The sequence below is a fragment of the Actinomycetospora lutea genome, from assembly GCF_028737205.1.
Classification (GTDB): Bacteria; Actinomycetota; Actinomycetes; order Mycobacteriales; family Pseudonocardiaceae; genus Actinomycetospora; species Actinomycetospora lutea.
On record NZ_JAQZAL010000010.1, the window covers coordinates 18,947 to 42,811 of the forward strand.

At 75.5% G+C, this 23,865-nt stretch carries 19 protein-coding genes; 7 read left to right on the forward strand and 12 right to left on the reverse strand.

Annotated features, from left to right (window positions below; translation table 11 throughout):
- Positions 1–7 precede the first annotated feature (7 nt).
- On the reverse strand, positions 8–325 hold the full coding sequence (locus PHK61_RS12620) for an adhesin (RefSeq protein ID WP_274200145.1): 318 nt from the start codon (positions 323–325) through the stop codon (positions 8–10).
- A gap of 171 nt (positions 326–496) precedes the next feature.
- Between PHK61_RS12620 and PHK61_RS12625 the strand changes: the two genes are divergently transcribed.
- A complete protein-coding gene (locus tag PHK61_RS12625; protein ID WP_274281330.1) occupies positions 497–1,414 on the forward strand; it encodes a hypothetical protein in 918 nt (305 codons plus the stop codon).
- Between the two features lie 72 nt (positions 1,415–1,486).
- Entirely contained in the window at positions 1,487–1,996 is a 510-nt protein-coding gene (locus PHK61_RS12630; protein WP_274281331.1) for a hemerythrin domain-containing protein, read from the forward strand.
- Positions 1,997–2,003: 7 nt separating this feature from the next.
- Here PHK61_RS12630 and PHK61_RS12635 read toward each other — a convergent pair whose 3' ends face one another.
- Entirely contained in the window at positions 2,004–3,140 is a 1,137-nt protein-coding gene (locus PHK61_RS12635) for a hypothetical protein (RefSeq protein WP_274281332.1), read from the reverse strand.
- Positions 3,141–3,394: 254 nt separating this feature from the next.
- On the opposite strand from PHK61_RS12635, the gene macS reads away from it, so the two are divergent.
- From macS to PHK61_RS12650, 3 genes are read left to right on the forward strand one after another with little or no spacing between them, the layout of a single operon-like run.
- Complete coding sequence (macS, locus tag PHK61_RS12640) at positions 3,395–4,564, forward strand: MacS family sensor histidine kinase (protein ID WP_274281333.1); 1,170 nt, start codon at positions 3,395–3,397, stop codon at positions 4,562–4,564.
- Between the two features lie 40 nt (positions 4,565–4,604).
- Positions 4,605–5,231 carry a response regulator gene (locus PHK61_RS12645; protein WP_274281503.1) on the forward strand — a complete coding sequence of 209 codons (627 nt, stop codon included), beginning with the start codon at positions 4,605–4,607 and terminating at the stop codon, positions 5,229–5,231.
- Between the two features lie 47 nt (positions 5,232–5,278).
- Positions 5,279–5,971, forward strand: a complete 693-nt coding sequence (locus PHK61_RS12650) for a VC0807 family protein (RefSeq protein WP_274281334.1) — start codon at positions 5,279–5,281, stop codon at positions 5,969–5,971.
- Here the strand turns inward: PHK61_RS12650 and PHK61_RS12655 are convergent.
- Entirely contained in the window at positions 5,968–6,513 is a 546-nt protein-coding gene (locus tag PHK61_RS12655) for a PadR family transcriptional regulator (protein WP_274281335.1), read from the reverse strand. The two genes, PHK61_RS12650 and PHK61_RS12655, sit on opposite strands and share 4 nt — an antisense overlap.
- Before the next feature lie 71 nt (positions 6,514–6,584).
- Between PHK61_RS12655 and PHK61_RS12660 the strand changes: the two genes are divergently transcribed.
- Entirely contained in the window at positions 6,585–7,958 is a 1,374-nt protein-coding gene (locus tag PHK61_RS12660; protein WP_274281336.1) for a carotenoid oxygenase family protein, read from the forward strand.
- A 40-nt stretch (positions 7,959–7,998) separates the two neighbouring features.
- Here PHK61_RS12660 and PHK61_RS12665 read toward each other — a convergent pair whose 3' ends face one another.
- The 4 genes from PHK61_RS12665 to PHK61_RS12680 form a co-directional block, all read right to left on the reverse strand.
- On the reverse strand, positions 7,999–8,802 hold the full coding sequence (locus tag PHK61_RS12665) for a transglutaminase-like domain-containing protein (protein ID WP_274281337.1): 804 nt from the start codon (positions 8,800–8,802) through the stop codon (positions 7,999–8,001).
- 73 nt (positions 8,803–8,875) lie between these two features.
- Positions 8,876–10,441 carry an N-acetylmuramoyl-L-alanine amidase gene (locus tag PHK61_RS12670; protein WP_274281338.1) on the reverse strand — a complete coding sequence of 522 codons (1,566 nt, stop codon included), beginning with the start codon at positions 10,439–10,441 and terminating at the stop codon, positions 8,876–8,878.
- A gap of 152 nt (positions 10,442–10,593) precedes the next feature.
- Entirely contained in the window at positions 10,594–11,208 is a 615-nt protein-coding gene (locus tag PHK61_RS12675; RefSeq protein WP_274281339.1) for a hypothetical protein, read from the reverse strand.
- Between the two features lie 25 nt (positions 11,209–11,233).
- Entirely contained in the window at positions 11,234–11,881 is a 648-nt protein-coding gene (locus tag PHK61_RS12680; protein ID WP_274281340.1) for a hypothetical protein, read from the reverse strand.
- A gap of 229 nt (positions 11,882–12,110) precedes the next feature.
- Between PHK61_RS12680 and PHK61_RS12685 the strand changes: the two genes are divergently transcribed.
- Positions 12,111–13,658: a carboxylesterase/lipase family protein gene (locus tag PHK61_RS12685; RefSeq protein ID WP_274281341.1), complete on the forward strand. Its 1,548-nt coding sequence runs from the start codon at positions 12,111–12,113 to the stop codon at positions 13,656–13,658.
- Here PHK61_RS12685 and PHK61_RS12690 read toward each other — a convergent pair whose 3' ends face one another.
- From PHK61_RS12690 to recC, 5 genes are all read right to left on the reverse strand, one after another.
- Complete coding sequence (locus PHK61_RS12690; RefSeq protein WP_274281342.1) at positions 13,659–13,916, reverse strand: hypothetical protein; 258 nt, start codon at positions 13,914–13,916, stop codon at positions 13,659–13,661. It abuts the gene before it with no gap.
- 72 nt (positions 13,917–13,988) lie between these two features.
- Positions 13,989–15,278 carry an SLC13 family permease gene (locus PHK61_RS12695; RefSeq protein WP_274281343.1) on the reverse strand — a complete coding sequence of 430 codons (1,290 nt, stop codon included), beginning with the start codon at positions 15,276–15,278 and terminating at the stop codon, positions 13,989–13,991.
- Positions 15,279–15,365: 87 nt separating this feature from the next.
- Positions 15,366–17,222 (reverse strand): exodeoxyribonuclease V subunit alpha, encoded by a 1,857-nt coding sequence (gene recD / locus PHK61_RS12700; protein WP_274281344.1) that lies wholly within the window; start codon positions 17,220–17,222, stop codon positions 15,366–15,368.
- The gene (locus PHK61_RS12705; RefSeq protein ID WP_274281345.1) at positions 17,219–20,614 is read right to left on the reverse strand and encodes a UvrD-helicase domain-containing protein; all 3,396 of its coding nucleotides are present in this window, start codon (positions 20,612–20,614) and stop codon (positions 17,219–17,221) included. The genes recD and PHK61_RS12705 overlap by 4 nt, the downstream gene beginning before the upstream one ends.
- Positions 20,611–23,838, reverse strand: coding sequence for an exodeoxyribonuclease V subunit gamma (gene recC / locus PHK61_RS12710; RefSeq protein WP_274281346.1), 3,228 nt, complete (start codon positions 23,836–23,838; stop codon positions 20,611–20,613). Before recC ends, PHK61_RS12705 begins: the two co-directional genes overlap by 4 nt.
- Positions 23,839–23,865: the final 27 nt, after the last annotated feature.

Sequence of the window (23,865 nt, forward strand, 5' to 3'; positions counted from 1 at the left end):
CGGGCGCTCAGTCCTGGAGCTCGGACTGCGGCGTGATGGCGAAGCGGAACTCGTCGCCGTCGCCGCGCTCGGCGTCGGGCACGCGCTCCACGTCGAGGACCTTGTCGTCGAGGGCCGACGCGGCCTGGGGCTCGAGGAAGATGACGGCGCCGCCGCCCTCGAGCACCGTGTCGTCCGCGGCGGGCGTCGGGGCCACCGAGAGCTCGAGACCTTCCTCCGCCATGTTGGGGGTGGCCGCGATGCGCAGACCCGACCCCTCGGGCATCTCGTTGGACTCGAGGATGGACGAGATGGCTTCGGCCGCCGTCTCCGTCAGTGCCAGCATGCCTCGTTACCATACGGGTCACGGATTGGTCACGCACGCGGATGCGCGAGCCGTCACGCGACGGAAATCCCCAGCTCAGGCCAGAACGGCAGCCCGAACACGGAGGGGAACGACAGGATGGCCCTCCCGGTGAGCCCTGACCCCACCGATCGGCGTGCTGCGGTGCTCCGAATGCTCGAGGAGTCACCGGACGGGCTGACCGACGCCGCCCTCGCGCGGCAACTCGGTGACGGTGTCCGCCCGCAGACCGTCAACCAGCTCTGCCGGCGCCTGGTCGCCGAGGGAGCGCTCGAGCGCGTCGGCACCCGCCCGATCCTCAACCGCCTGCCGGCCCCTCCGCCACGGAAGGTGCGCCGCCCGCGCAAGCCCGCGGCGGTCGTGGTCCCCGACGAGGGCGCTCCGGCACCCGGAGCATCCTCGGCGCCGCAGGAGGACCCGGGGCCCGCGCCGAGGACCCGCCGCTCGCGGAAGAAGGAGCCCGCAACAGCGTCGCCGCCCGCCGAGGCCGTCCCCTCCGAGCAGAACGCGTCGACGACCGGAGCATCTCCCGCGGAGAAGGCGACGCCCAAGGCGCCCGTCGTCGACGGGACGCCCGCACCGCAGCCCGAGGACCAGCCCGAGGACCAGCCCGAGGACCAGCCCGAGGACCAGCCCGAGTCCCCGGCGTCCTGCGGTCCCCCGCCCTACGACGCGCTGCAGGCGTGGTCGCGGGTGGTCAACGTGCAGTCGCTCGTGGCCGGGTGGCTCGTGCGGCGGGGCGCGACGCTGCGGTGGGCGTCGGTCGACGGCACCGGGCCCGCGCGCGACCTCGTCGCGTCGCTCGACGGGGACGACGTGCACGTCGAGGTCACCGGGTGGCCGGCCGACGGGGCGCGGACGCACCCGACGACGATCGCCGGCGACTGGTTCGCCGCCGCCGAGCACGCCGCGGCCGAGCGGCGGCGCGCCCACCCGCGGGCGCGGATCGTCATCGCCCTGCCCGACACCCGGCGCTACCGCAGCCTCACCGAGCAGCGCGCGACCTCGCTGGACGGCGCGCGGGCCGAGGTGTGGTTCGTCGATGCGGCGGGGGCCGTCCACGCGAGGTGAGGCTGCCCTTCCGGTTCTGTGCGGCGCGCCCGGGGTAGCTCGGGGACGCCACCACGCGAACGGAAGGTCTCCATGTCCGCCGACATCACCGAGATGATCCTCGACGACCACGACTGGTTCCGGCGCCAGTTCCTGCACCTCGCCGACCTGCGGGAGCAGCCCGAGGAGGCCGAGAAGGTCTGGAATTCGCTGGCCGTCCAGCTCGAGATCCACGCCTCCGCCGAGGAGCAGCACTTCTACCCCTCGATGGCCCGCCGCGTCGACGACGAGGACGCGTCGGCCACCGAGGACGCGATCGGCGACCACGACGAGATCCGCGAGAGCACCGAGAAGGCGCGCCGGGCGGAGGTCGGCAGCCAGGAGTGGTGGGACGCCATCGACGAGACCGACCAGGCGAACAACCACCACATGGCCGAGGAGGAGCGCGACGACCTCGCGCCCTTCCGCAAGGAGACGACGCTGGCGTTCCGCCAGGAGCTCGGGGCCAAGTTCGAGCAGTTCAAGGTCGTGCACGCCGAGGGTCGCGGGCTGTCGTTCGAGGAGAAGGACCCCGAGAAGTACGTGGAGGCCGTCACCTCCTGATCGCGGCTCAGCGGCCGCCGTCACCGCCGGCACGGTCGAAGCCGACCGGGACGACGGGCGACAGCGACCCCGCGTCCGCGGCCGGCGCGGGGCCGGGAACCGGGGCGGTGGCCAGCACCGTCCCGGCCCCGGCCAGGCTGAGCACGAGCAGGCCCGCGAGGGCCGGGACCGCCCAGATCGGGAGGCGGTCGCGGCCCGACGTCTCGCGCGGCAGCGGGACGACCGCGGTCTCGCGGGGCGCGCGGCCGGGCAGCCGGAGGCCGTCGGTCGGGGTCGGGTCGTCGACGCCGTGCGGGCGCGGCAGGACCAGGGCGGCCGCGCCGTCCAGCGAGGTCGTGCCCGCCGGCGCGGGGAGCACCGCCCCGCCGGGGGTCGCGGCGAGCTGCTCGACGATCGGCGTGGTGCCGGGCGCGACGACGAGGGTGTGCGCGGCGTCCTCCGCGACGGTGCCCTCGACGGTGTCGCGCAGGGCCTGGTCGACGAGACCGGTGAACTCCTCGCGGGTCACGTAGACCTCGGCGTCGCCGGCGGTGACGACGAGCTCCTCGCCGTCGGTGGCGCTCATCAGCCGGCGGGCCTCGTGCAGCTCGTGGCCGAGGTGTGCCGCGTCGCGGCGACCGACGGCGTCGGTGCGCAGCCGCAGGGCCTCGGCGATCCCTGGCGCGACCACCGCGAGCTTGGCGTGCACGACGCCGGTGAGCAGGGCGTCGAGCCGCCCCCCGAGGTCGAGCGGGGCCCCCTCGCCGATCGCGACGCCGTCGTCCGCGGTCCGGATCGGCCAGGCCACGAGGTCGTCGCCGCGGGTGTCCACGACGGTCACCGGTGTCCCGGAGCCCCAGCCCGCGAGGTGCTCGCCGGCCCACGACACGGCGTCGGGCAGCCAGGACGGCTCGGGGAAGCGGGCGAGCCGGACCGCCTCGGTCAGCGCCGCGAAGCGCTCCTCGTCGAGGTCGCCGGGCACGACCAGGACGAGGTGGTCCGGCCGGCCGCCCTCCACCTCGACCGTGGCGAGGAGCGACGCGCTCAGGGTCCCGGCGTCACCGTCGGCGAGCTCGACGTCGATCGGGCGGTGGTGGTCGTCGTGGACGCGGACGGCCCGCAGCGATCCCGGCACCGCTTCCAGCACCATCGTCCACCGGTCCACGTCTCCCCCTCTGGTGCGCGGTCGTCCCCCGAGCAGGTGCCCTGGTACTGACCTGTTCGGCGCAGCGTCGCGCGACGTTAGCCCTTTCCGGGATCGTGATCCACGGTTGATACCTCACGGTAGTCCGCTCGCCGATCCGTGGGTGACGAGAAGGCGTGGCGGTCCGGGTAATTCCCCGCATCCGGCGCCGGGTGACGCACGCCAGGGTGTCCGGCGTGCCCGTTACGCTCGCGCCCCGCGCTCCGGGAGGTGACGTGACGACCGCCGACGTCTCCCTGCGCGCGCGGGCGCACCCCCACCTCGTCCCGCTCTGGCGCGGGCTCGTCGTCTACCGCGCGGTGGCGCTGGTCGCGGTGGTCGTGAACCTGGTGCGCTTCCACGACCAGTGGGCGCGCCCCTCCCTCGGGATCGCCGTCGTCGCCGCGATGGCGGTGTGGACCGTGGTGTCCTCCACGCGCTACCTGCGCACGGGCGATCCCGTCACCGCGTGCCTCGACCTCGTCCTGACCGCCCTGGCCACGGCGTCGACCCTGCTCGTCGACACGCCGCAGCGGGTCGCCGACGGCGGACCGGTGATCACCACCGTGTGGTCGGCGGGCCCGGTGCTGGCGCTGGCGATCGCGCTGGGCTGGCGGGGCGGGCTCGCCGGCGCGCTCGTCACCGTCACCGTCCTGTTCGGCGTGCGGCGTGTCGTCGACACCGACCTGCTGTTCGACGCGCAGCTCCTCCTGGTCGCCGGGCTCGCGGTCGGGCTGGCCGCGGACACCATGCGCCGCTCGGTCGAGAAGCTCCGCGCCGCCACCGCGCTCGAGGCGGCCACCGCCGAGCGCGAGCGGCTCGCCCGCGACATCCACGACGGCGTGCTGCAGGTCCTCTCGCTGATCAAGCGCCGCGGTGACGAACTCGCGCGTACCGACCGGGACGCGCCCGGCCTCGAGCTCGCCCGCCTCGCCGGCGAGCAGGAGGTCGCGCTGCGCCGGCTGATCACCTCGACGCCCGTGGCGGGCCCCGACGGGACGGTCGACCTCTCCTCGCGGCTCGCCGGGGTCGTGCCGGCGCACGCCTCGCTGGCCGTGCCCGCGGAGCCGGTGCTGCTGCCCGCCGCGGTGGTCGACGAGCTCGCCGCCGTGGTGCGCGAGGCCGCCCACAACGCCGCCGCCCACGCGGGCGAGGACGCCGGGCTCTGGGTGCTGGTCGAGGACGACGCCGCGCGCGTCACGGTCAGCCTGCGCGACGACGGCGTCGGGATCCCCGAGGGCCGCCTGGAGCAGGCGGCGGCCGAGGGGCACCTCGGCGTGGCCGGGTCGATGCGCGGTCGCGTGCAGGGCCTCGGCGGCACCATCGACCTGCACACCGCGCCCGGCGAGGGCACCGAGTGGGAGATCATGGTGCCGCGCAGCCTGCGGAGCCGGCACCGACAATGACCGTCCCCCGCACGAGGAGGAGCTCCTCGTGGTCCGCGTGATGGTCGTCGACGACCACCCGATCTGGCGCGAGGGCGTCGCCCGCGACCTCGCCGAGCGCGGCGTCGATGTCGTCGCCACCGCCCCCGACGGCGCGGCGGCCGTGCGGATCGCCCGCGCCGTGCGTCCCGACGTCGTCCTCATGGACCTGCAGCTCCCGGAGCTGTCCGGCGCGGAGGCGACCGCGCAGGTCCGCGCGGCCCTGCCCGACACCCAGGTGCTCGTGCTCTCGGCGAGCACCGAGCACGGCGACGTCCTCGGTGCCGTACGGGCCGGGGCGACGGGCTACCTGACGAAGTCGGCGGCGATGGAGGAGCTGGTCGACGCGATCGGGCGCACCGCCGCGGGGCAGGCGGTGTTCTCCCCGGGGCTCGCGGGCCTGGTGCTCGGCGAGTACCGCCGCCGTGAGGCCGAGGCCCCCGACGAGCCGCAGCTGACCCCCCGCGAGACCGAGGTCCTGCGCCTCGTCGCGAAGGGCCTGACCGCCCGGGCGATCGCCGCGCGGCTGACGCTCTCGCACCGCACGGTGGAGAACCACGTCCAGAACTCCCTGCGCAAGCTGCAGCTCACCAACCGCGTCGAGCTGACGCGGTACGCCATCGAGCGCGGTCTGGACGCCGACGACTGACATGTCCTGATTGACATGTCGCAGTGGACAGGTGGATGCTCCCCGTCATGGAGCGCGAGAGCGGCACCGAGGAGCGGGAGGGGCGCGGGGGCGTCCTGCAGCACTTCTCGGGCCTGCTGGGGGACGTCGGCCTGCCGCTCGTCGGCTACTACGGGCTGCACGCCCTCGGCGCGTCCGACTGGGTGGCCCTGCTCGTCGCCACCCTCGCGGCCGGCGTGCGGCTCGTGTGGGTCGCGGTCCGGGCCCGGCAGGTGACGTGGTTCGCCGCGGTCATGCTCGCGGTGTTCGGTCTCGGCCTCGTCCTGGCGTTCGTCGGCGGCGACCCGCGGTTCCTGCTGGTCAAGGACTCGTTCGGCACGGCCCTGGTGGGCCTCGTGTTCCTCGCGAGCCTGGCCGCCGGCAAGCCCCTGACGCTCTCGGCGTTCCAGACATGGCAGCCGCGCGGGGCGCAGGAGATGGAGGAGTTCTACCGGACCCTCCCGCCGATCAGGACGATGTTCCGCCGCAGCGCGGTGGTCTGGGGCGTCGGGCTGCTGCTCGAGGCGAGCCTGCGCATCCCGCTGATCTACCTACTGCCGATCGAGGTCATGGTCGGGCTGTCGACGGCGATGATGGTGACGACGATCGTCGGGCTCTCGATCTGGAACGCCTGGTACGGCCGGCGGGCCGGGGCGACGGCGCGCGCGTGGGCGGCCGAGCACCTGGACGAGCAGGACGACGAGCGTCCCGCCGTCGCCTAGGGACGTCCGGCCGGGGCCGCCACGCCGAGGCGCTCGAGGCTCCAGAGCGCCCACCCGTGCACCGCCTCGTACTGCCGCAGGCCGTACTCACCGGCCAGGCGGCCGAACGGCAGCGGGTCGCCCGGGGTGTGCTCGGCGTCCTCGGCCTCCATGATCGGGCGCAGGTTCTCGATCTCGGCGGCACAGTGCGCGGCGATGCCCTCGAGCAGGCGGCGGGCGTCGTCGGGCTCGAGCGACTGCACGAGGAACATCCGCAGCACGGTCTCGTCGCGCACCGACGTCTGCTCGGGCCAGTGCAGCATCCAGCGCCGCAGCTCGTGGCGGCCCGCCTCGGTCAGCGCGTAGGTCTTGCGCCCCCGCGCGCCCGTCTCCTCGACAACGACCTGCCCGGCCTCGCTCATCTTCGCCAGCTCCGGGTAGATGCGGCTGTGGCCGGCCTGCCACGCGTAGCGGCCGATGCTGCCGTCGAACGCGCGGGTGAGGTCGTAGCCGCTCGCCGGACCGTGGGCGAGCAGACCCAGCAGGGCGTGGCGCAACGACATGCGATGACGCTACCAGTCCGCCCGGACATGTCCATGTTGACATGTCGTCGGTCGCGGGTGAGGGTGGCCGGGTGACCACCACCCCCTCGTCGATCGGCCGCCGCCCGGAGCTGGGCGGGCGCTTCGCACCGGTGCCCGACGAGATCGACGCCGTCGACCTGCCCGTCGAGGGTGCGCTGCCGCCGGAGCTGACGGGGCGGTACGTCCGCAACGGCCCGAACCGCCTGCCGGGCGAGGAACCGGGCCACCTGTTCACCGCGCACGGGATGCTGCACGGCGTGCGCCTGCGCGACGGGCGTGCGGAGTGGTACCGCAACCGCTGGGTGCGCACCGGCGCGCTCGAGGGCCGGCCGTTCCTGTCCGACGCGGGCGTCGACCTCACCGCCGTCCCCGCCAACACCCACGTCGTCGAGCACGGCGGGCGGCTGTTCGCGCTGGTCGAGAACGGCCTGCCCCACGAGGTCGACGGCGAGCTCGCGACGCTCGGTCCGTGTGACTTCGACGGCCGGCTCACCACGGCGATGACCGCGCACCCCAAGACCGACCCGGTCACCGGCGACCTGCACTTCTTCGGCTACTCGCCGTTCCCGCCGTACCTGACCTACCACCGGCTCTCCGCCGACGGCCGCGACCTCGTGAGCCGCGAGGTCGCCGTCGCGGGACCGACGATGATGCACGATTTCGCGATCACCGACGAGCACGTCGTGTGGCTCGACCTGCCGCTGACCTTCCAGTGGGAGCGGATGGCGTCGGGCATGCCGTTCGGGTGGGACGACGGCTACGGGGCGCGGCTCGGCGTGATGCGCCAGGACGACCCGACGTGCACGGTGACCTGGTTCGACGTCGACCCCTGCTACGTGTTCCACGTCGGGGGCGCCTGCACCGACACCGACGGGCGCGTGGTGGTCGACGGCGCGCGCTACGCCCCGGCGGACGTCGCGCTGATGTGGGGCACGCCGGTGCCGGCCGAGCCGGCGGCGGCGGCCGCGGCCACGGGCGCCGCGCGCCTGCACCGCTGGGTGCTCGACCCGCGCGACGGCTCGGTCGCCGAGACGGCGCTGGAGGACCGGGGCGTCGAGTTCCCGACGATCGACGAGTCGCTGGTCGGGCGGCCCTCGCGCTGGCGCTACGCGATCGCCGACCGGGGGGTGCGCGGCGAGCGGGCCGGGGCGGTGGTCAAGGTCGACGCCGACGGGACGCTCGCGACGCACGAGCTCGGCCCGGACGTCGTGGCCGGCGAGGCGGTGTTCGTGCCGTCCGCGGCGCCCGGCCGGGCCGAGGACGACGGCTGGCTGATCACGATCACGACGACGCGCGACGGGGCGGCCTCGCGGCTGCTCGTGCTCGACGCCACGGACGTCGCGGGCGCCCCGGTCGCCGCCGTCACCCTGCCCCGCGGCGTGCCTTCGGGCTTCCACGGTTCGTGGTTCCCGGACCCCATGTGAGCGAACTTCGGGGCTATCGCCCCGAAGTTCGCTCACATGGTTAGTTGAGGTGCGCGAGCCAGCTGCGGGCGTGCCGGCGCAGGGCCGGGGCATCGTCGGGGAGCACCTCGGCCCACTCCTCGAGCAGCTCGGCGGCCTCGCGGAACGCCGCGCGCCGGCCCCGGACCTCGGCGAGCTCGGCGACCTCGACCGCGGTGACCCCGGGCAGGCCCAGGCGCATGCGCAGCACCCAGCCGAGCTCGGCGAGGTCGCCGCGCGAGCGGTGGATGCCGCGCAGGTTGGCCAGCATGCGCACGAGCACGGCGTCGGTGCCGATCGGGGCGAGCAGCGTGTCGTCGAACGGCACGTGGGGCCCGAGCCCGGTCGACTCGCGGAACCGGCGGATGCACTGCTCGCGGTCGAGCATCTCGCCGGTGAACGGGTCGAGGTGCTGCAGTGCGCCCACCGGGTGCACGAGGAAGTGGCCCGGCATGCCGACCGGCTCGAGCACGAGCCCGGCGCGCCGCCCGACCTCGATGCACACGACCGCGAGGGTGATCGGGATGCCGGTGCGCCGGTCGAGGACCTGGGTCAGCGAGGAGTTGCGCGGGTCGTAGTAGTCCTCGCGGTCGCCGTGGAAGCCCTCCTCGACGTACAGGCGGCGCACGAGCGCGTCGAGATCGCCCAGCCCCCTCGCCAGGCGGTCGAGCTCGGCGCGGGCGGCGTCGACGTCGGCGTCGGGGTCGGCCGCGCGGGCGATCTCCAGGGCGCCCTCGAGCAGGTCGGGCGTGCCGTTCCGGACCAGCGTCAGGAACCGGTGCACGGCTCCGTCGACGGCCGCGCGCCGTGCCGCGTCGTCGTCCACCCCGCGCATCCTGCCGTGCTCCGAGGCAGTGCGCTGAGGGGACGCTGAGGGGGCGCTGAGGGGACGGAACGGCTCAGACGCCGCCGCGCACCGCGCCCGTCGCCCGGTCCCAGGTCAGCGCGCCGTGCTCGAACGCCTGGGCGCGCCCGCCGGGCACGTCGTGCTCGGCCCCGGTCGGGTAGCCCAGCGGCGAACCCTCGGCACCGGCCCCGCGCCAGTGGTCGGCGATGGCGCCGGTGACGGTCCAGGCCCCCGTGCGTGGTGACCAGATCACGGTGCCGTGCTCGAAGGTCGTGACCCGCCCGGTCCCGTCGGCCGTCGGCGACTCGACCCGGGTCGGCTCGCCGAGCGACGCGCGCTGCGCCGACCAGGCCGTCCGGACGTCAGTCGCGGACCCGGCGATCAGCCGCTGCACCTGGTCGCGCAGCGGGTCCATCTGGGCGTAGCCGGTGTCGCCCGGGCACGAGGTGTTCCCGACGTCGCGGTGGGCGAACAGCGCGGGCACCGTCGTCGACTGCCCCTTCGGAAAGCGCGACGTCCCGCCGCCCGCCGAGGTGAGTTGCACCTGCTCGCGCGGGTCGCGGTAGAGCCCACCGAGCTTCCACGCCGCCAGCGAGGCGACGGAGTTCAGGGTGGCCGGGGTCGGGGCCTCGGTCATGTAGTTGCCCATCATCGCGATGCCCCACGTCTCGCGGTTGAACCCGCCCGCGTGGGCCGCCACGACGGCCTTGTCCATCCCGCCGGCCCGACCCTCGAAGATCGTTCCGTACCTGTCGACGAGGGCGTTGTAGCCGATGTCGCCCCAGCCCTGCTTCTGCGTGTGGTATGCGAAGATCGCGCGGACGATCGCCGGCGAGTCGGCCGGGCCGTAGTCGTTCGACTCGCTGGTGTGGTGGATCGTCACCGCGCGCACGGTGGGCGTGATCTCCGGCCCCCAGGTCGCCTTCGACTCGTCGGCGCCCCACTGCGACCGCGTGACGTACTGCGGCGCGGCGGGCCCGCGCGCGGCGCCCAGCGCACCGATCGCCTGGTCGTTGCTCCCGATCCCCGGGTCGATGCGCACGACCTGCACCTCGTCGGTGACGGGCAGGCCGGCGCGCAGCGCGCGCACCTGGACCGCGGTGCGCTCACCCACCCAGATCGGGTCGGTGCCACCGGGCGCGGTCCCGGGCGCGGCGTCCGGCGTCGCGTCCCGCTCGCTGCCCGCCGGGTCGAGGTCGGTCCACGTCCCCCACTGCCCGGCGGCGTCGGTGGAGCGCACGGCGACGGCGTCCGGCGCGGAACCGGACCAGGTCACGGCGACGAGGCGCAGCGGCTGGGCACCACGAACCTCGCGCGCGCCGGTCGCGTCCCGGCCGCCCGGCGTGAAGCCGACCGACGACACGCCCGCCGCCACCGGGGACGCGGGCGGCAGCGCGGCCGGCGGCATCACGGCGTGCGCGGGGTCGAGCTGGCGCACGCCCGCCGGTGCCGCATCCGGCACGACCGGTCCCGCCGGCACACCCGGGTCGCTCGGCGCCGGCCGGGCCACGGCCGGGGCGGGCAGCAGGAGCATCGCGGCCGCCGTCAGCGCCACCGTGCCCATCCGCGCCCGCGCCGCGCGCCGCACACGCCCCGTCGGGGCTCCGGACCCGGCCATCACGCACGCACCTCCCGCTCACTCGGCGGTATCCCGGTGATCCGCCGGCGCCCACCATGACCCCCACACGAGCACCACTGGCCACACCACGCGCCAAAGGCGCCCAGTCGGGTGACTTTGCGTGACAATCCGGGTGCGGTGCGTCAGACAGGTCAGAGGTGCGCCTGCGCGAACATCGCCACCGTCCGCATCGCCATCGCGTCCGCCCCGGCACCGATCGGACCCGCGACGACCGGGATGAGCTTGGTGACGTTGAGCGCGCCGCGGCGCGTGAAGCGCGAGGTCAGCCGGAAGCCGATCCGCGTGTCGAGCTGCGCGCGGACCTCCGGTGGCAGGCCGCGCAGCCCGTGCAGCAGGGAGGCGTTGACCAGGTCGAGCCCGGTCCGCTCGGCGAGCTCGATCCCGTCGCCGCCGAGCACGCAGACCAGGACGGCGGTGCGCACGACCGGGTCGGCGAGGTCGCGCCCGCGCAGGTGGGCCACGGCCGCGGACAGCCGCGCGCCGAGCAGGTAGAGCCCCGTGGTGCCCGCCGGGGCGGTGACGACGAGGGTCGCCGCGCCACCGAGGCTCGTCAGCAGGCCCGAGCTCGCCGCGAGCCGCACGTGCGAACCGACGACCCACCGGACCGCGGCCTCGGCGTCGTCGTCGGTGGCCGCCAGCGCGTCCTCGGCCACCGCCGCCGCCCCCGCGAACGGCCCGATCCCGCCGACGGCGCGGCGCCACAGCTCGTCGACCAGGGTGTCGGGGAGACCGCGCGAGCTCGCCACGCCCCCCAGTGTCGCGCCCCGCTGATCACCCGGCGAGGTCGCACGCCGCCGTGAGCGTGCCGACCCAGGGCCGGCCCCGGTCCCGGTCGCGGGCCCGCTCGAGGCGGGCGCGCTGCGCGTCCTGCCGCGCCCACGCGAGGACCTGCGGGTCGATGCGGGCGCCGTAGAACGCGTCGACGACGAGCTCGGCGAGGTGGTGGTCGGCGCTCGCGATCTCCTTGTACTCCCAGATCGCGAGCAGCCGGTCCGGCGGCTCCCCCAGGGCGCCGATGCTGTCGAGCATCGCGACCGCGGTCGCGCTCCCCGGCGCGTCGGGGTGCGTGTCGAGCAGCGCGGTCCACACGGCGTCGACGACGTCACGCACGGCGTCGCACTCGAGGTCGCGCCAGCCCGCCCACTCCTCGGCGATGCGGGTGAGCACGGTGCGCAGGTCGACGCGGTCGCCGGTGAGCGCCCGCCGCAGCAGCCACGGGGTCAGCGCGCGCAGGTCGTCCGCCGTGCCCAGGGTGTTGCCGAGGGCGAGCGCGAGGGTCAGCGGGTCGGCGTCCGCCACCCGCACCTCGCCGTGACAATGCGGGCAGCCGGCCAGCGTCTCCGGGGGCGGCCACGCCACGAAGGCGGCCTCGAGTCCCCACAGCGCGGCATCGACCCCCGCGTCGGTCTGCACGTCCATCGCGACAGATCCTGAGCATCCGCAACGCGACACGCTGGGCCGATAGGGCGAACATCGCTCTGTTGTGTGACCGAGCGTGGCCCGAGGTACCGCCGAGCGTGTCGGCACGCCCACTCGTCTTGTGGCTCAGAGGGCCCGCGGGCCCGCGCGACACGCCCGGGACGGGTGACGACGGGCTCCTCGGTCACATCCGCGGGCGGCGGCACCCCGCATCCCACATACTCGAGGTATGCGATCGCGGCAGCAGATCACCGTGCCGGGCCCGGAGGTCAAGACCACCGGCGGCGTCGTCCGCGGCATCACCACCCACGGCGTGCACACCTGGCGCGGCATCCCCTACGCCGCGCCGCCGGTCGAGGAGCTGCGGCTCCGCGCCCCGCAGCCGGTGGTGCCGTGGGAGGGCGTGCGCGACGGGTCGCGGTTCGGCCCCGTGCCGGTCCAGGAGCGGATCGGCGAGTTCATCGGCGCCGGCAAGGACACGCCGATGGGCGAGGACTGCCTGACCCTCAACGTCACCGCGCCGACCACGGCCCATCTCGATGGTCCGGCTCCGCAGGGCTCCGTGTCCGGCGACGCGCCGCGCCCGGTGATGGTCTGGTTCTACGGCGGCGCGTTCGTCGTCGGCGCGTCGTCGGCCCCGACCTACCGCGGCTACGACTTCGCCCGCCGCGGCGACGTCGTCTACGTCAGCGTCAACTACCGCCTCGGCGCCCTGGGCTACCTCGACTTCTCCGCCTACGGCACCCCGGAGCGGCCGATCGAGGCGAACCTCGGCCTGCGCGACCAGATCGCGGCGCTCGAGTGGGTCCGCGACAACATCGCGGCCTTCGGCGGCGACCCCGAGCAGGTCACGATCTTCGGCGAGTCCGCCGGGGCGATCTCGGTGACGACGCTGATGGCGACGCCGGCGGCCCGCGGGCTCTTCCACCGGGCGATCGCCGAGAGCTCGGCGCCCGGCATGGTGTTCGGTCAGCGGCGCGCGCGGGAGTGGGCCGCCCGCTTCGTCACCGCGCTCGGGGCCGACGACGACCCGCTCGCCGGGCTCCTCGACGCCACCCCCCGGCAGCTCCTGGGCGCCGCGCAGGTCCTGCGCAACGACCTCGGCGACCAGCCCGGCACCATCCCGACCGCGCCCGTCGTCGACGGCGACCTCCTGCCCGAGTCCCCGCTCGACGCCTTCGAGGCCGGCCGCGCCGCCGACGTTCCGCTGATCATCGGCACCAACGACACCGAGGGCCGCCTCTTCGAGCTGCCGCGCATGCGCCTCGACATGCTCGTCAGCGAGGAGCGCGCGCACCGCATGTTCGCGCTGACCCAGCCTGAGCTGCGCGACCAGGTGCTCGCCGCCTACGAGGGCCGGCCGTTCCGCAAGGATCTCGGCGGCGACTACATGTTCTGGTACCCGTCGGTACGGATCATGCAGTCCCACCGCGGGCCGGTCTGGGCCTACCGCTACGACCTGACGACGCCGGTCCTGAACCTCATAGGGGTGCGCGCCACCCACGGCATGGAGCTCTACGCCGTCTTCGGGCTCGCCGACTCGGGCACCGCGAAGTGGCTGACCGCCCTCGGCGGCCGGCGCGCGCTGCGGGCGCTGCAGCGGCGGGTCCAGGACGACTGGACCCGGTTCGCCCGCGACGGCGCGCCCGCCTCGCACTGGCCGACCTACGACGCGACGACCCGCCTGACGAAGATCCTCGATCGCACCGACCGCATCGAGTCCGACCCGCGCCGCGAACGCCGCCTCGCGTGGGAGGGGTTCCGCGGGTACGACTGATCAGCCCGCGCGGGCCCTGCGCTTGCGCTGCGCCGCGTACAGCGTGATCGCCCCGGCGACCACCGCGACCACGACGAAGACGATCCCGAGCACGACGCTGTGCTCGACCAGGAAGAAGATCAGGGCGACGCCGATCGACAGGATCGTCCCGATCGTGCCGATCCCGACGTTGAGCTTGAGCTCGCTCTGCTTCTCCGGGGTGTGGTCCGGCTCGGCGGCGGGGTTGCGGGCCCGGCGGGCTGCGCTGTCCTCGGTCATGGGGCCGGGGCTACCCGACCACCTGCTCCCCCTGAACCCCCGCAGCACCCCTGGAGCACCCCTGGAGCACCCCTACAGCCAGCCCGGCAGCACCAGCAGCGCCCAGGCCAGCAGCGGGCCCACGGCCACGACGATCCCGCTGTAGACGAGCATCCGCCGGTAGAACGCCTCGCGGTCGATGTCCTCCGGGGCCGAGGCCAGCACGAGCGCCCCGTTGGTCGAGAACGGGCTGACGTCGACCACCGTGCTCGCCACGGCCAGCGCCGCGACCATCCCGATCGCGCTCACCGAGCCCTGCTGGAGGAACGGCAGCGCCAGCGGGATCAGGACACCGAGGATGCCCGCCGACGACGCGAACGCCGACAGCACGCCGCCGAGGTAGCACAGCAGCAGGGCGGCGATCAGGGGCACGCCCAGCGCGACGATCCCGTTGCCGACGACGTCCACGGTGCCGGCCTCCTGCAGCACGCCGACGTAGGTGAGCACGCCGCAGACCAGCAGGACCGTCGACCACGCGATGCCCTTGGCCGCCTCGCGGTGCCCCGCCGGACACAGGATCCCGAGGGTCACCGCGATCGCCAGCGAGAGCACGCCGACGTCGAGGTTGAACGCGACCGTGCCGACGGCCAGCACCAGGATCCCGATGAGCGTCAGCACCTGCGGGCGCCCCACGACCGGGGCCTCGTCCGGCTCCTCGGTGTCGTGCTCGTCGGCGACGGTCTCCGGGTCGGTCCCCGCCGGCGCCCCGTGGGCGACCCTCACCCCGGTCAGCCTCCGGCCCCCGAGCAGCACGAAGATCACCCCGGCGATCACCACGTTCACCAGCAGCGGCGCGAGGAAGAGCGTCGTCGAGCTGAACGGGATGCCGGTCGGCACGACGACGCCGGCCACGAAGGTGCCGTAGACGCTGATCGGCGAGAACGCCCCCGCCAGCGACCCGTGGATCACCATCATGCCCATGAGCAGCAGATCCACCCCGTAACGGCGGGCGAACGGCATCGCCAGCGGCGCCACGATCGCCACCGCGAACAGCGCGCCGATCGCCGAGAACACCGCGGACAACGTGAAGAAGATCCACGGCGCGGCGACGAGGTGGCCCCGCACGAGCCGCATCGACCACCGCACGATCAGGTCGACCGTGCCGTTCTGGTGCGCGACCGCGAAGAGGTACGTCAGGCCGACGAGGATGAGGAACAGGTCGCCCGGGAACTCGGCGAGGACGTCGTCGAGGCTCATCCCCACCAGCAGCACGCCGACGCCGGCCGCGGCCACGAAGCCGAGCGCGCCGAGGTTCACCGGCAGCAGGGTCGCGATGACGAACATCGCCACCAGCACCACGATCGAGACGATCACGGCCGTCATCCACGCACCTCCCGCCGGCGGGCGGCGCCGCCCGCGAGGGGGATGATTCGCCCATACGGGTGGGGCTACGTCAAACCGGCGTGAAGTTCACGGCCGGCGGCGCAGCCCCGACGCGCGGCCGATCGGGCGGGCGATCGCGGCCCGCACCGCGTCCTCGCTCCCGATGAGCCGGACGTGCACCCGCGCGCGGGTCACCGCCGTGTAGAGCAGCTCGCGCGTGAGCAGCGGCGACTCCGCGGGCGGCAGGACCACCGAGACCCGCGCGAACTGGCTGCCCTGCGCCCGGTGGACGGTCATCGCGTACACGGTCGCGATCCCGTCCAGCAGGCTCGGCGCGATCTCGACCGGCGCGCCGCCCCGCGCGAACGCCGCCCGCGGGCCGCGCGGCGTCCCGATGACCACGCCGGTGTCGCCGTTGTAGATGCCGCGGTCGTGGTCGTTGGCGGTCACCAGCAGCGGGCGGCCGGGGTACCACTCCTCGTCGCGGTCGGCGACGGGCCCGGCCTCGAGGAGCCAGCGCTCGACGTCGGCGGCCCACCGGGTCACGCCGTAGGGCCCGCGGCGGTGCGCGCACAGCAGGCGGTGCTCGTCGAGCCGCGACAGGGCGAGGGCCGCGTCGCCGTCGAGCGCGGCGAGCTCGGTCTCCGCCGCGCTGCCGACGACGTCGTCGCGCAGCTCCGCGAGCCCGGCCGGGTCGCGCACGGTCAGGTCGCTGTCCTCGACGAACGCGACGTCGTGCTCGCCGGCGCGCAGGGCGGCCACGGCCTCGTCGGCGTCGCCGGAGCGGATCGCCGCCGCGAGCCGCGCGATCGTGCCGTGGAACCGCCAGGTCCGGTCGAGGACGGTGACCCCGCCGCGCACCGGCGGGCCCGTCGCGGCCACGCGCTCGAGCGCGCGGTCGAGCTCCGGCTCGGGGTCGGCGGGGGCGGCGACCAGGTCGCCGAGCACGGCGCCGGCCTCGACCGACGCGAGCTGGTCGGGGTCGCCGACGAGGACGAGACGCGCGTCGGGCCGGACCGCCTCGAGCAGCCGGGCCATCAGGGTCAGCGACACCATCGAGGTCTCGTCGACGATGACCACGTCGAAGGGCAGGTGCCGGTGCCGGTCGTGGCGGAACCGCGACGACCCGCGGATCGGCCCGAGCAGCCGGTGGATCGTCGACGCCGACAGGCCGTCGATGCGCGCGCGGTCGGCGGCGGGCAGGTCGACCTCGGCGAGCGCCTCCTGCATCCGCGCCGCCGCCTTGCCGGTGGGCGCGGCGAGGGCGACGCGCAGGCTCGGGTCCTGGTCGCGCAGGACCGCGAGCAGCGTGGCCACGGTGGTGGTCTTGCCGGTACCCGGGCCGCCGGCGAGCACGCTGGTCCAGCGCAGCGTGCACACCGCCACCGCGCGCCGTTGCGCGTCTCCGGGACCGGCCTGCGTGAACAGCCGGTCCAGCGCGCCACGCAGCCGGTCGGCGTCCACCGCCGGCGGCGCCGCGGCCGAGCGCCGGGCCAGGGTCTCGCGGACCTGCTGCTCCTGGCGCCAGTAGCGGTCGAGGTAGAGCAGGCCGTCGACGAGGCGCAGCGGGCGCCCGGTCGCCGTCCCGTCGTCGCCCCCGACCAGCGGCGAGGCCCGGCACGCCGCCGTCCACGGCCCGGGGTCGGGCCAGGGGAGGTCGGAGGTGTCGACGACCTCGTCGCCCTCGGCGAGCACGGTGCGGTCCACGGCGGCCAGATCGAGACACACCGACCCGGCGCGCAGGGCCCGCACGACCAGCGCCGCGGCCAGCAGGACCTGCTCGTCGTCCTCGCCGCCGAGACGCCCGAGACGGCGCGCGACGTGCACGTCGGTGGCGGCCAGCACACCGCGGACGTTGAACGCGGCGAGTAGCCCGGTGGCGCGCGTGGCGAACCGGATGCCGTCCTCGACGAGCAGGTCGGCCGTCACGGTCGCACCGCTCACCGGGCACCCCCGTCGAGCAGCGTCGACAGCTCCACGACCAGCGCAGGCGGCGGGCTCCACGCGAACACCCCGCACGTCGTGCCGTCGACGACCGGGGTGTCGGCGCCGCACATGCCGCGCAGGAACAGGTAGAGCACCCCGCCGAGGTGGGTCTGCGGGTCGTAGCCGCGCAACCGCCAGCGCAGGAAGCGGTGCAGGGCGACCGCATAGAGGATCGCCTGCAGGGGGTAGTGCGAGCCGATCATCGCCGTGGCCATCGCCGTCGGCCCGTAGTGCGCGACGGTCAGCGGGGCGCGGCCCGTCGGCCCGACCGGACCGAGCCAGTTGGTCTTGTAGTCGACGACGACGAAGCGGCCGTCGGGACCGCGGAGCACGCCGTCGATGCTGCCGGTGAGGTAGCCGCGCAGGACCTGCTCGCCGAGCCCGTGGGCGCCCGGGTGATCGAGGGCGTCCGGGTAGCCGGCGAGCGGGTCGTCGGCGGGCAGGTGCCGGCGCAGCAGCGCGGCCACGGCGGCGAGGGTGACCGGTGGCGCGCCCGCGCGGGTGCGGTCGCCGCCGGCGAGCGGCAGCTCGAAGTCGAGCTCGGCGAGCCGGTCGCGCGGGGCGACGTCGGCGAGGGTCGGCGGCCCACCGGCCGGCAGCGGCGTGGTCATCACCGGGAGCAGGGCGTCGGCGAGCGTGGCCGCGTCGACCTCGGCGTGCGGACGGTGCGCGAGCTCCGCGGCGGCGGCCTCGACCAGCGCGGCGTGGACGTCGCCGGTCCCGGTGTCGACGGTCTCGAGCACGGAGTGCACGAGCGTGCCGAAGGCCGGGCCGACCGGCAGGTCCGCCATCGGCGACGAGATCGGCTCGACCTCGTCGGCGACCTCCGGCACGCCGCCCTCGTCGTCGGGGTCGGCCTCGTCGGCGAGCGTGCGCTCCTCGGGCTCGCTGCCGACCGGCCCCGGTCCGTGGGCACCGACGGTGAGCGAGGAGTACGACGAGCGGCGCCACGCCAGGTCGAGGGGGCGGTCGAACGGGGCGGCGGCGAGCGCGTGGGCGGCGCCGGCGGCCGGCACGTAGGGCACGGGCCAGCGGGGCTCGACGCGTTCGACGGCGATGTCCCCGTCGGACTCGTCGGCGAGGCCCTCGAGGTGCGCGAGCACGCGCTCGTCCTCCCAGACCGGGTAGGCGCGGTCGGGGCTGGTGCCGGGCGCGGGACGGCCGACGAACAGGCGGTGGACCGCCGAGGGCTTGGTGTTCGTCGACGGCGCCCACCAGCACACGACCTGCCCCTGGGCGCGGGTCAGCGCGACGTAGAGCAGCCGCAGGTCCTCGCCGTCGTCCTCGTCGCGGGCGGCGGCAACGTGGTCGCGCCAGGCCGGGTCGGTCTCGCCGCCGACCGCGCGCACCCGCTTCCCGTGCTCGTCGTGGTGGGTGACGACCCTCGGCTCGTCGGAGACCCAGCGGTCCCACCCGAACGGCACGTAGACCACCGGGTACTCGAGCCCCTTGCACTTGTGGATCGTCAGCACCTGGACCGCGCTCGCGTCGGATTCGAGACGCCGGCTGCGCTCGGGCCGCAGCTCGCCGGTGCCGGCGGCGGCCTCGGCCATGCGCGCCCGCAGCCACTCGACGAGCGCGACCACGCCGAGGCGCGACTCGGCCGCCGCCGCGTGCAGGACCTGACCGATGTGGCGGACGTCGGTGATGCGCCGCTCGCCGTCGACGCGCGCGAGCACCCGCGCCGCGAGGCCCGTCTCGGCCGCGACCGCCTCGAGGAACGCCGCGACCCCGCGGTCGTGCAGCACCGCACCCCAGCGCCGCAGCGCGGCGCCGACCTCGGGGAGCACCGTGTCGGCGTGCGCGTCGAGGTCGGCGGCGGCGTGGCCGAGGAACACGGTGAGCGCGGCCGCCCGCACCCGCGTCGGGCGCCCCGGCTGCTCGACGGCCTCGAGGAGCGTGAGCCACTCCTCGGCGCTCTCGGTGGTGAACACGCTGGTGGCGCCCGCGAGCACGGACGGGATGCCGGCCGCGGTGAGGGCCTCGCGCACGAGGCTGGCGTTGGCGTTGGTGCGCACGAGCACGGCGATGTCGCCGGGCCCCAGCGTCGGGTCCTCGCGCCCGTCCTCCCAGCGGGAGTCGGCGGCGACCAGCTCGGCGATGTCGGCGGCGAGGTCGGCGGCGACCTTCTCGCGCACGCCCCCGACGATCGGCAGGCTGCTCCTGTAGGTGCTGCGCAGGCCCTCGCGGGGCAGCACGCGCAGCCGGAACGGCGCCGGCCGCGGCGCCCCGACGAGCCGGCGCTGCGGGTGGGCGGAGGCCACCGGCGGCACGACGATCTTCTCGTCGCCCAGCGCCGCGCCGTTGAAGATCTTCTCGAGCGCCCGGACCAGCGGCGCGTCGCTGCGCCAGTTGGTCGCGAGCCCCGACTTCGTGCCCGCCGAGTCGACGGCCTGCAGGTAGCTGACGACGTCGGCGCCGCGGAAGGCGTAGATCGCCTGCTTGGGGTCGCCGATGAACGTCAGGGCGCTGTGCCCGTGGAAGGCGACGCGCAGGATCTCCCACTGGATCGGGTCGGTGTCCTGGAACTCGTCGACGAGGACCACCGAGAACCGGTCGCGCAGCCGCGCGCAGGCCGCCTCACCCAGGCTCCTGTTCGTCAGCGCGGTGCGCAGCCGGGTGAGCATGTCGTCGAAGGTGAACAGGCGCCGCCGCCGCTTGCGCCGCTCGACCTCCTGGCGCACGGCGCGCGCGAACGACGCCCGCGCGCCGGCGGGGCCCTCGATGTCCTGCTCGGGCGCGATCCCGGCGGACGGGTCGTTGACGACGGCGCGGCCGATCTCCAGCGCGACGGTGCGGTCGAAGTGGGGCGCGGGCGCGCCGGGCACGGCGTACTTGCGCAGGTAGAAGTCGTCGACGACCTCGGTGACCACGTCGTCGATGCGCTCGACGAACGTGCCGTCGGGATCGGTGTCGCCGACGATGCCCAGCCCGGTGAGCATGTCCTGGCAGAACTGGTGGGTGGTCGCGATCGTCGCGGCGTCGAACCCCGCGAGCGCCGCGGTCAGCCGGGCGCGCCGTTCCGCGACGATGTCGTCGTCGGCCCGCGCCAGGTGCTGCGTGACGGGGTCCTTCTCGTCGAGGCGCGCCGCCTCCGGGTCGGCCAGCCCGCGCTCGGTGCGGACGAACCGCTCGCGGACGCGTTCGCGCAGCTCGCGGGTGGCCTCGCGCCCGAAGGTCACGAGCATGACCTGCGGCAACGTGGCGTGGCCCTCGGCGACGTAGCGGGCCGCGAGCGCGGCGATCGTGAACGTCTTGCCCGTGCCGGCGCTGGCCTCGAGCACGGTGGTGGCGGTGGGCAGCGGGCCGCAGACGTCGAACGAGGTCGGCGCCTCGAGGGTCGCGGTCACCGGGACGCCATCTCCTCGACCTCGCGCAGCGGGGTCCACAGCCGCGTCGCGAGCCCGGCGAAGCGGCTCGGGGCGTCCCCGTCGGCGGGGCCGACGAGGTCGTCGAGGGCGCGCCGGCGGCCCCACACCAGCACGTGCGCGGGGTCGTCCTGCTCGGCGCCGTAGCGGTCGGTCCACCGGTCGCGGGCGCGGTTCATCGCCGCGACGTCGCCCTTCGTGGCCCGCGCCTGCGCGTACGCCTCCGACGTCCGGCACATCAGCGGCAGCGGCTCGAGCATCCCGTCGGCGTGCAGCGCGAGGAGGTCGGCGAGGACCTTCTGCGCCACCTCGGGCTCGAGCGGGCCGAGCGTCGACATCGCCGTCGGGGCGTCGCGGCCGCCGCGTCCGACCGTGACCGCCCGCCACGGCCGGTCGGGGTGCGCGGCGGTGAGCGCGAGCAGGCCCACCCACGCCCGCAGCCGGTGCTTCGGCGCGAGCCGCGAGAACGTCACCGTCACCAGCGTCGTGTCGTGCACCCCGCCGACCGACCCGACGAGGCCGTCGGTGGTGATGTCGACGTCGACCGCGGCGGTGCTGCGCAGCTCGGCGACGGCCCGGGTCAGCGGCTCGGCCTGGCCGCCGAGCTCCCGGACGAGCCGGTCGCCCAGCGGGCCGGGCGGGAGCTCGCCGCGCCGGCGCTCGCCCTCCATGCAGGCGGTGACGTCGCGGCCGGCGAGGCGGTCGCGCAGCAGGCGCTCGCCGATGGCCCAGCGCGCCAGCCCGTCGGGCTCGACCGGCACCGCCTCGACCGTCTCCTCCTCCTCGCCGCGGGCGAACACCCCGAGGCGCTGGCGCAGGAACGCGCGCACCGGGTGCTCGACGAACCGGGCGAGGTCCTCGAGATCGAGCACCTCGCGCGCCCGGGCGGGCAGCGGGCCGGGCAGGAACGGGACGGGCGCGGTCCGCTCACGGCGCAGGGCCCGCGTGCCCGCCAGCGCCGCGCCGTCGAAGGAGAAGGGGCCGTCGGCGTCGAAGTCGCCGGCGTCGAACGGCTGCAACGGGTTGCGCCGCGTGAGGTGGTCGCGGGCGCGCCGGCCGTCGCCGAGGTCGAAGCTCGCGTCGAGGGTGTCGAGCAGCTCGCCGATCGGCACCGCCGGCGGCCGGTCGGCACCCGTGCGCTCGTCGGCGCCGGAGTGGACGACGACGAGGTGGTCGGTGGCGGCGACGATCGCGTCGAGCAGCAGCTGGCGGTCCTCGGCGGCCGGGTCGCGCTCGCCGACGCGCGGGTCGCGCGCCAGGACGTCGTCGCCGTCCGCCCGGGTCTCGCGGGGGAACACCTGGTCGTCCATGCCGAGCAGGCACACCACGCGGTGGGGCACCGAGCGCATCGGCATCAGCGTCGCGACGGTGAGCGTGCCGGTGCGGAAGTTGGCGCGCGTCGGGCGTCCGGCGAGCCGGTCGGCGAGGACCGCGCGGACGTCGTGCAGCGTCATGGCGGGGTCGTGCAGGGCGCTCTCGAGCACGGCGGTGAGCTCGCCGCGGGCCTGCGCGAGCTGCCAGGCGTCCGCGGGGACGGTCGCGGTGAGCCCGTCGAGCCCGAGCCGCAGGGCGTCGATCCACGCGGAGAGGGGCTTCTCGCCGCGCAGGCCCTCGATCACCGCGCCGACCCGGTCGGCCAGCTCCCCGAGCCGCCCGACCCGCTCGACGTCGCCGGAGTCGACCTCGTCAAGCGGCAGCGCGTCGCCCAGCCAGTCGCCGCCGTCCGCGGACATCGCGACACCGACCAGCAGCCGGTCGAGCCCCTGGGACCAGGTGTTGTCGGGGAACCGGGCGAGGGAGAACGCGGCGCGGTGGGGCGCGTCGAGCCCCCAGCGGACCCCGGAGCGCTCGGCGAGCTCGCGCAGGCGCGGGAGGTCCTCGTCGTCGAAGCGGAAGCGGCGCCGCACCGGGTCGGACTCGGCGAGGTCGAGCAGCTGGGACGCGGTGACGCGCGCGTCGGCCAGGTCGAGCAGCGTCGCGAGCGTCCCGAAGAGCGGGTTGACCTCGCGCAGCGAGCGGTCGGCGAGGCGGACCCGCAGCCGGTGACCGGGGTGCGCCGCCTCCTCGCCCTCGCCGGGCCCGAAGGAGGCGGTGACGAGCGGCGCGAACGTCTCGATGTCGGGGCACAGGACGATGACGTCGCGCGGCTCGAGGGTCGGGTCGGCGCGCAGCAGGCCGAGGATCGTCTCGCGCAGCACCTCGACCTGGCGGTCCGGCCCGTGGCAGCGGTGGATGCGGATGCTGCCGTCGTCGGTCGCGGGTTGCGCCGAGGGCGCGCGGTCGTGGCGCAGGTCGTCCTGGAGGCGGGCGAGGAGCGTCCTCCCCGGCGCGTCGAGGGCGTGGTGGTGGTCGGTGTACGGGAGGCGCGTGAGACGCAGCTGCAGTTCGCGGACGTCGCGCCCGAGGCTCGCGAGCAGGGGGTGGGCGACGCTCTCGGCGCTCGTGTCGTCGGCGCGCCGATCGGCGTCCCGCCGCTCGAGATGCGTCCAGAGCGCCGGCGAGGGGTGCGGCAGCCAGAGGTGCACCTCGTGGTCGACGGCGAGCGCGTCGAGGACGCCGAGCTCGGTGTCGGAGAGGCGGGTGGCGCCGAAGAGACTCACGCGCGTCGGGAAGCCGGTGGGGGGCGCGATGTGGGCGACGGTCTCGGCGGGGCTGCTCGCGGCCAGGCGCGTCCGCAGGCGGCGCCACAGCTCGGGCTGCCAGCGCAGGTCGTCGGGCGTCCCCGCGTCGTCACCGGCCGCCCAGGCGCGGACCAGCGCGGGCCGGTGGTCGGCGTAACGGGTGAACAGGCGCGCGAGGTGGCGCGCAGCGGCGAACCGTCGCCCGCGCCGCGTGCCGGTGGTGTCGCCGACGACGCCGAGGAACGTGCCCAGCGGGGCGCACCAGGGCTCCTCGGCGCACTCGTCGATGGTCTCCAGCAGCGGCCAGACCAGCCGCTCGGGCCGCCACGGGTCGTCGTCCGGGAGGGCGAGCACCCGGGCCACGACCTCGCCGGGCGAGGGGAACACGACGTTGGCGCACACCCCGTCGTCGCCGCCCGTGACACCCAGCCGGTGGGCCAGACGCTGGGCGAGCCACCGCTCGATCCCGCGCGTCGGCACCGCGACGAGCTCCGGCTCGAAGGGGTCGTCCAGCGGGTCGGCGAGGACGTCGGCCAGGGCCTCGACGAGCCGGTCGGCGCGCTCGGCCCGGTGCACGTGGAGCACCCCCGCACCTCCCGATCTCGCTGTGGC

What these genes read in the sequence shown, in the direction of transcription:
- PHK61_RS12625 (WP_274281330.1), top strand. Translation starts at nt 497, where the DNA reads ATGCTCGAGGAGTCACCGGACGGGCTGACCGACGCCGCCCTCGCGCGG.
- PHK61_RS12630 (WP_274281331.1), top strand. Translation starts at nt 1,487, where the DNA reads ATGTCCGCCGACATCACCGAGATGATCCTCGACGACCACGACTGGTTC.
- PHK61_RS12680 (WP_274281340.1), bottom strand. Translation starts at nt 11,881, where the DNA reads ATGGACGTGCAGACCGACGCGGGGGTCGATGCCGCGCTGTGGGGACTC.
- PHK61_RS12650 (WP_274281334.1), top strand. Translation starts at nt 5,279, where the DNA reads ATGGAGCGCGAGAGCGGCACCGAGGAGCGGGAGGGGCGCGGGGGCGTC.
- PHK61_RS12645 (WP_274281503.1), top strand. Translation starts at nt 4,605, where the DNA reads ATGGTCGTCGACGACCACCCGATCTGGCGCGAGGGCGTCGCCCGCGAC.
- PHK61_RS12685 (WP_274281341.1), top strand. Translation starts at nt 12,111, where the DNA reads ATGCGATCGCGGCAGCAGATCACCGTGCCGGGCCCGGAGGTCAAGACC.
- PHK61_RS12695 (WP_274281343.1), bottom strand. Translation starts at nt 15,278, where the DNA reads ATGACGGCCGTGATCGTCTCGATCGTGGTGCTGGTGGCGATGTTCGTC.
- PHK61_RS12690 (WP_274281342.1), bottom strand. Translation starts at nt 13,916, where the DNA reads ATGACCGAGGACAGCGCAGCCCGCCGGGCCCGCAACCCCGCCGCCGAG.
- PHK61_RS12620 (WP_274200145.1), bottom strand. Translation starts at nt 325, where the DNA reads ATGCTGGCACTGACGGAGACGGCGGCCGAAGCCATCTCGTCCATCCTC.
- PHK61_RS12670 (WP_274281338.1), bottom strand. Translation starts at nt 10,441, where the DNA reads ATGGCCGGGTCCGGAGCCCCGACGGGGCGTGTGCGGCGCGCGGCGCGG.
- PHK61_RS12655 (WP_274281335.1), bottom strand. Translation starts at nt 6,513, where the DNA reads ATGTCGTTGCGCCACGCCCTGCTGGGTCTGCTCGCCCACGGTCCGGCG.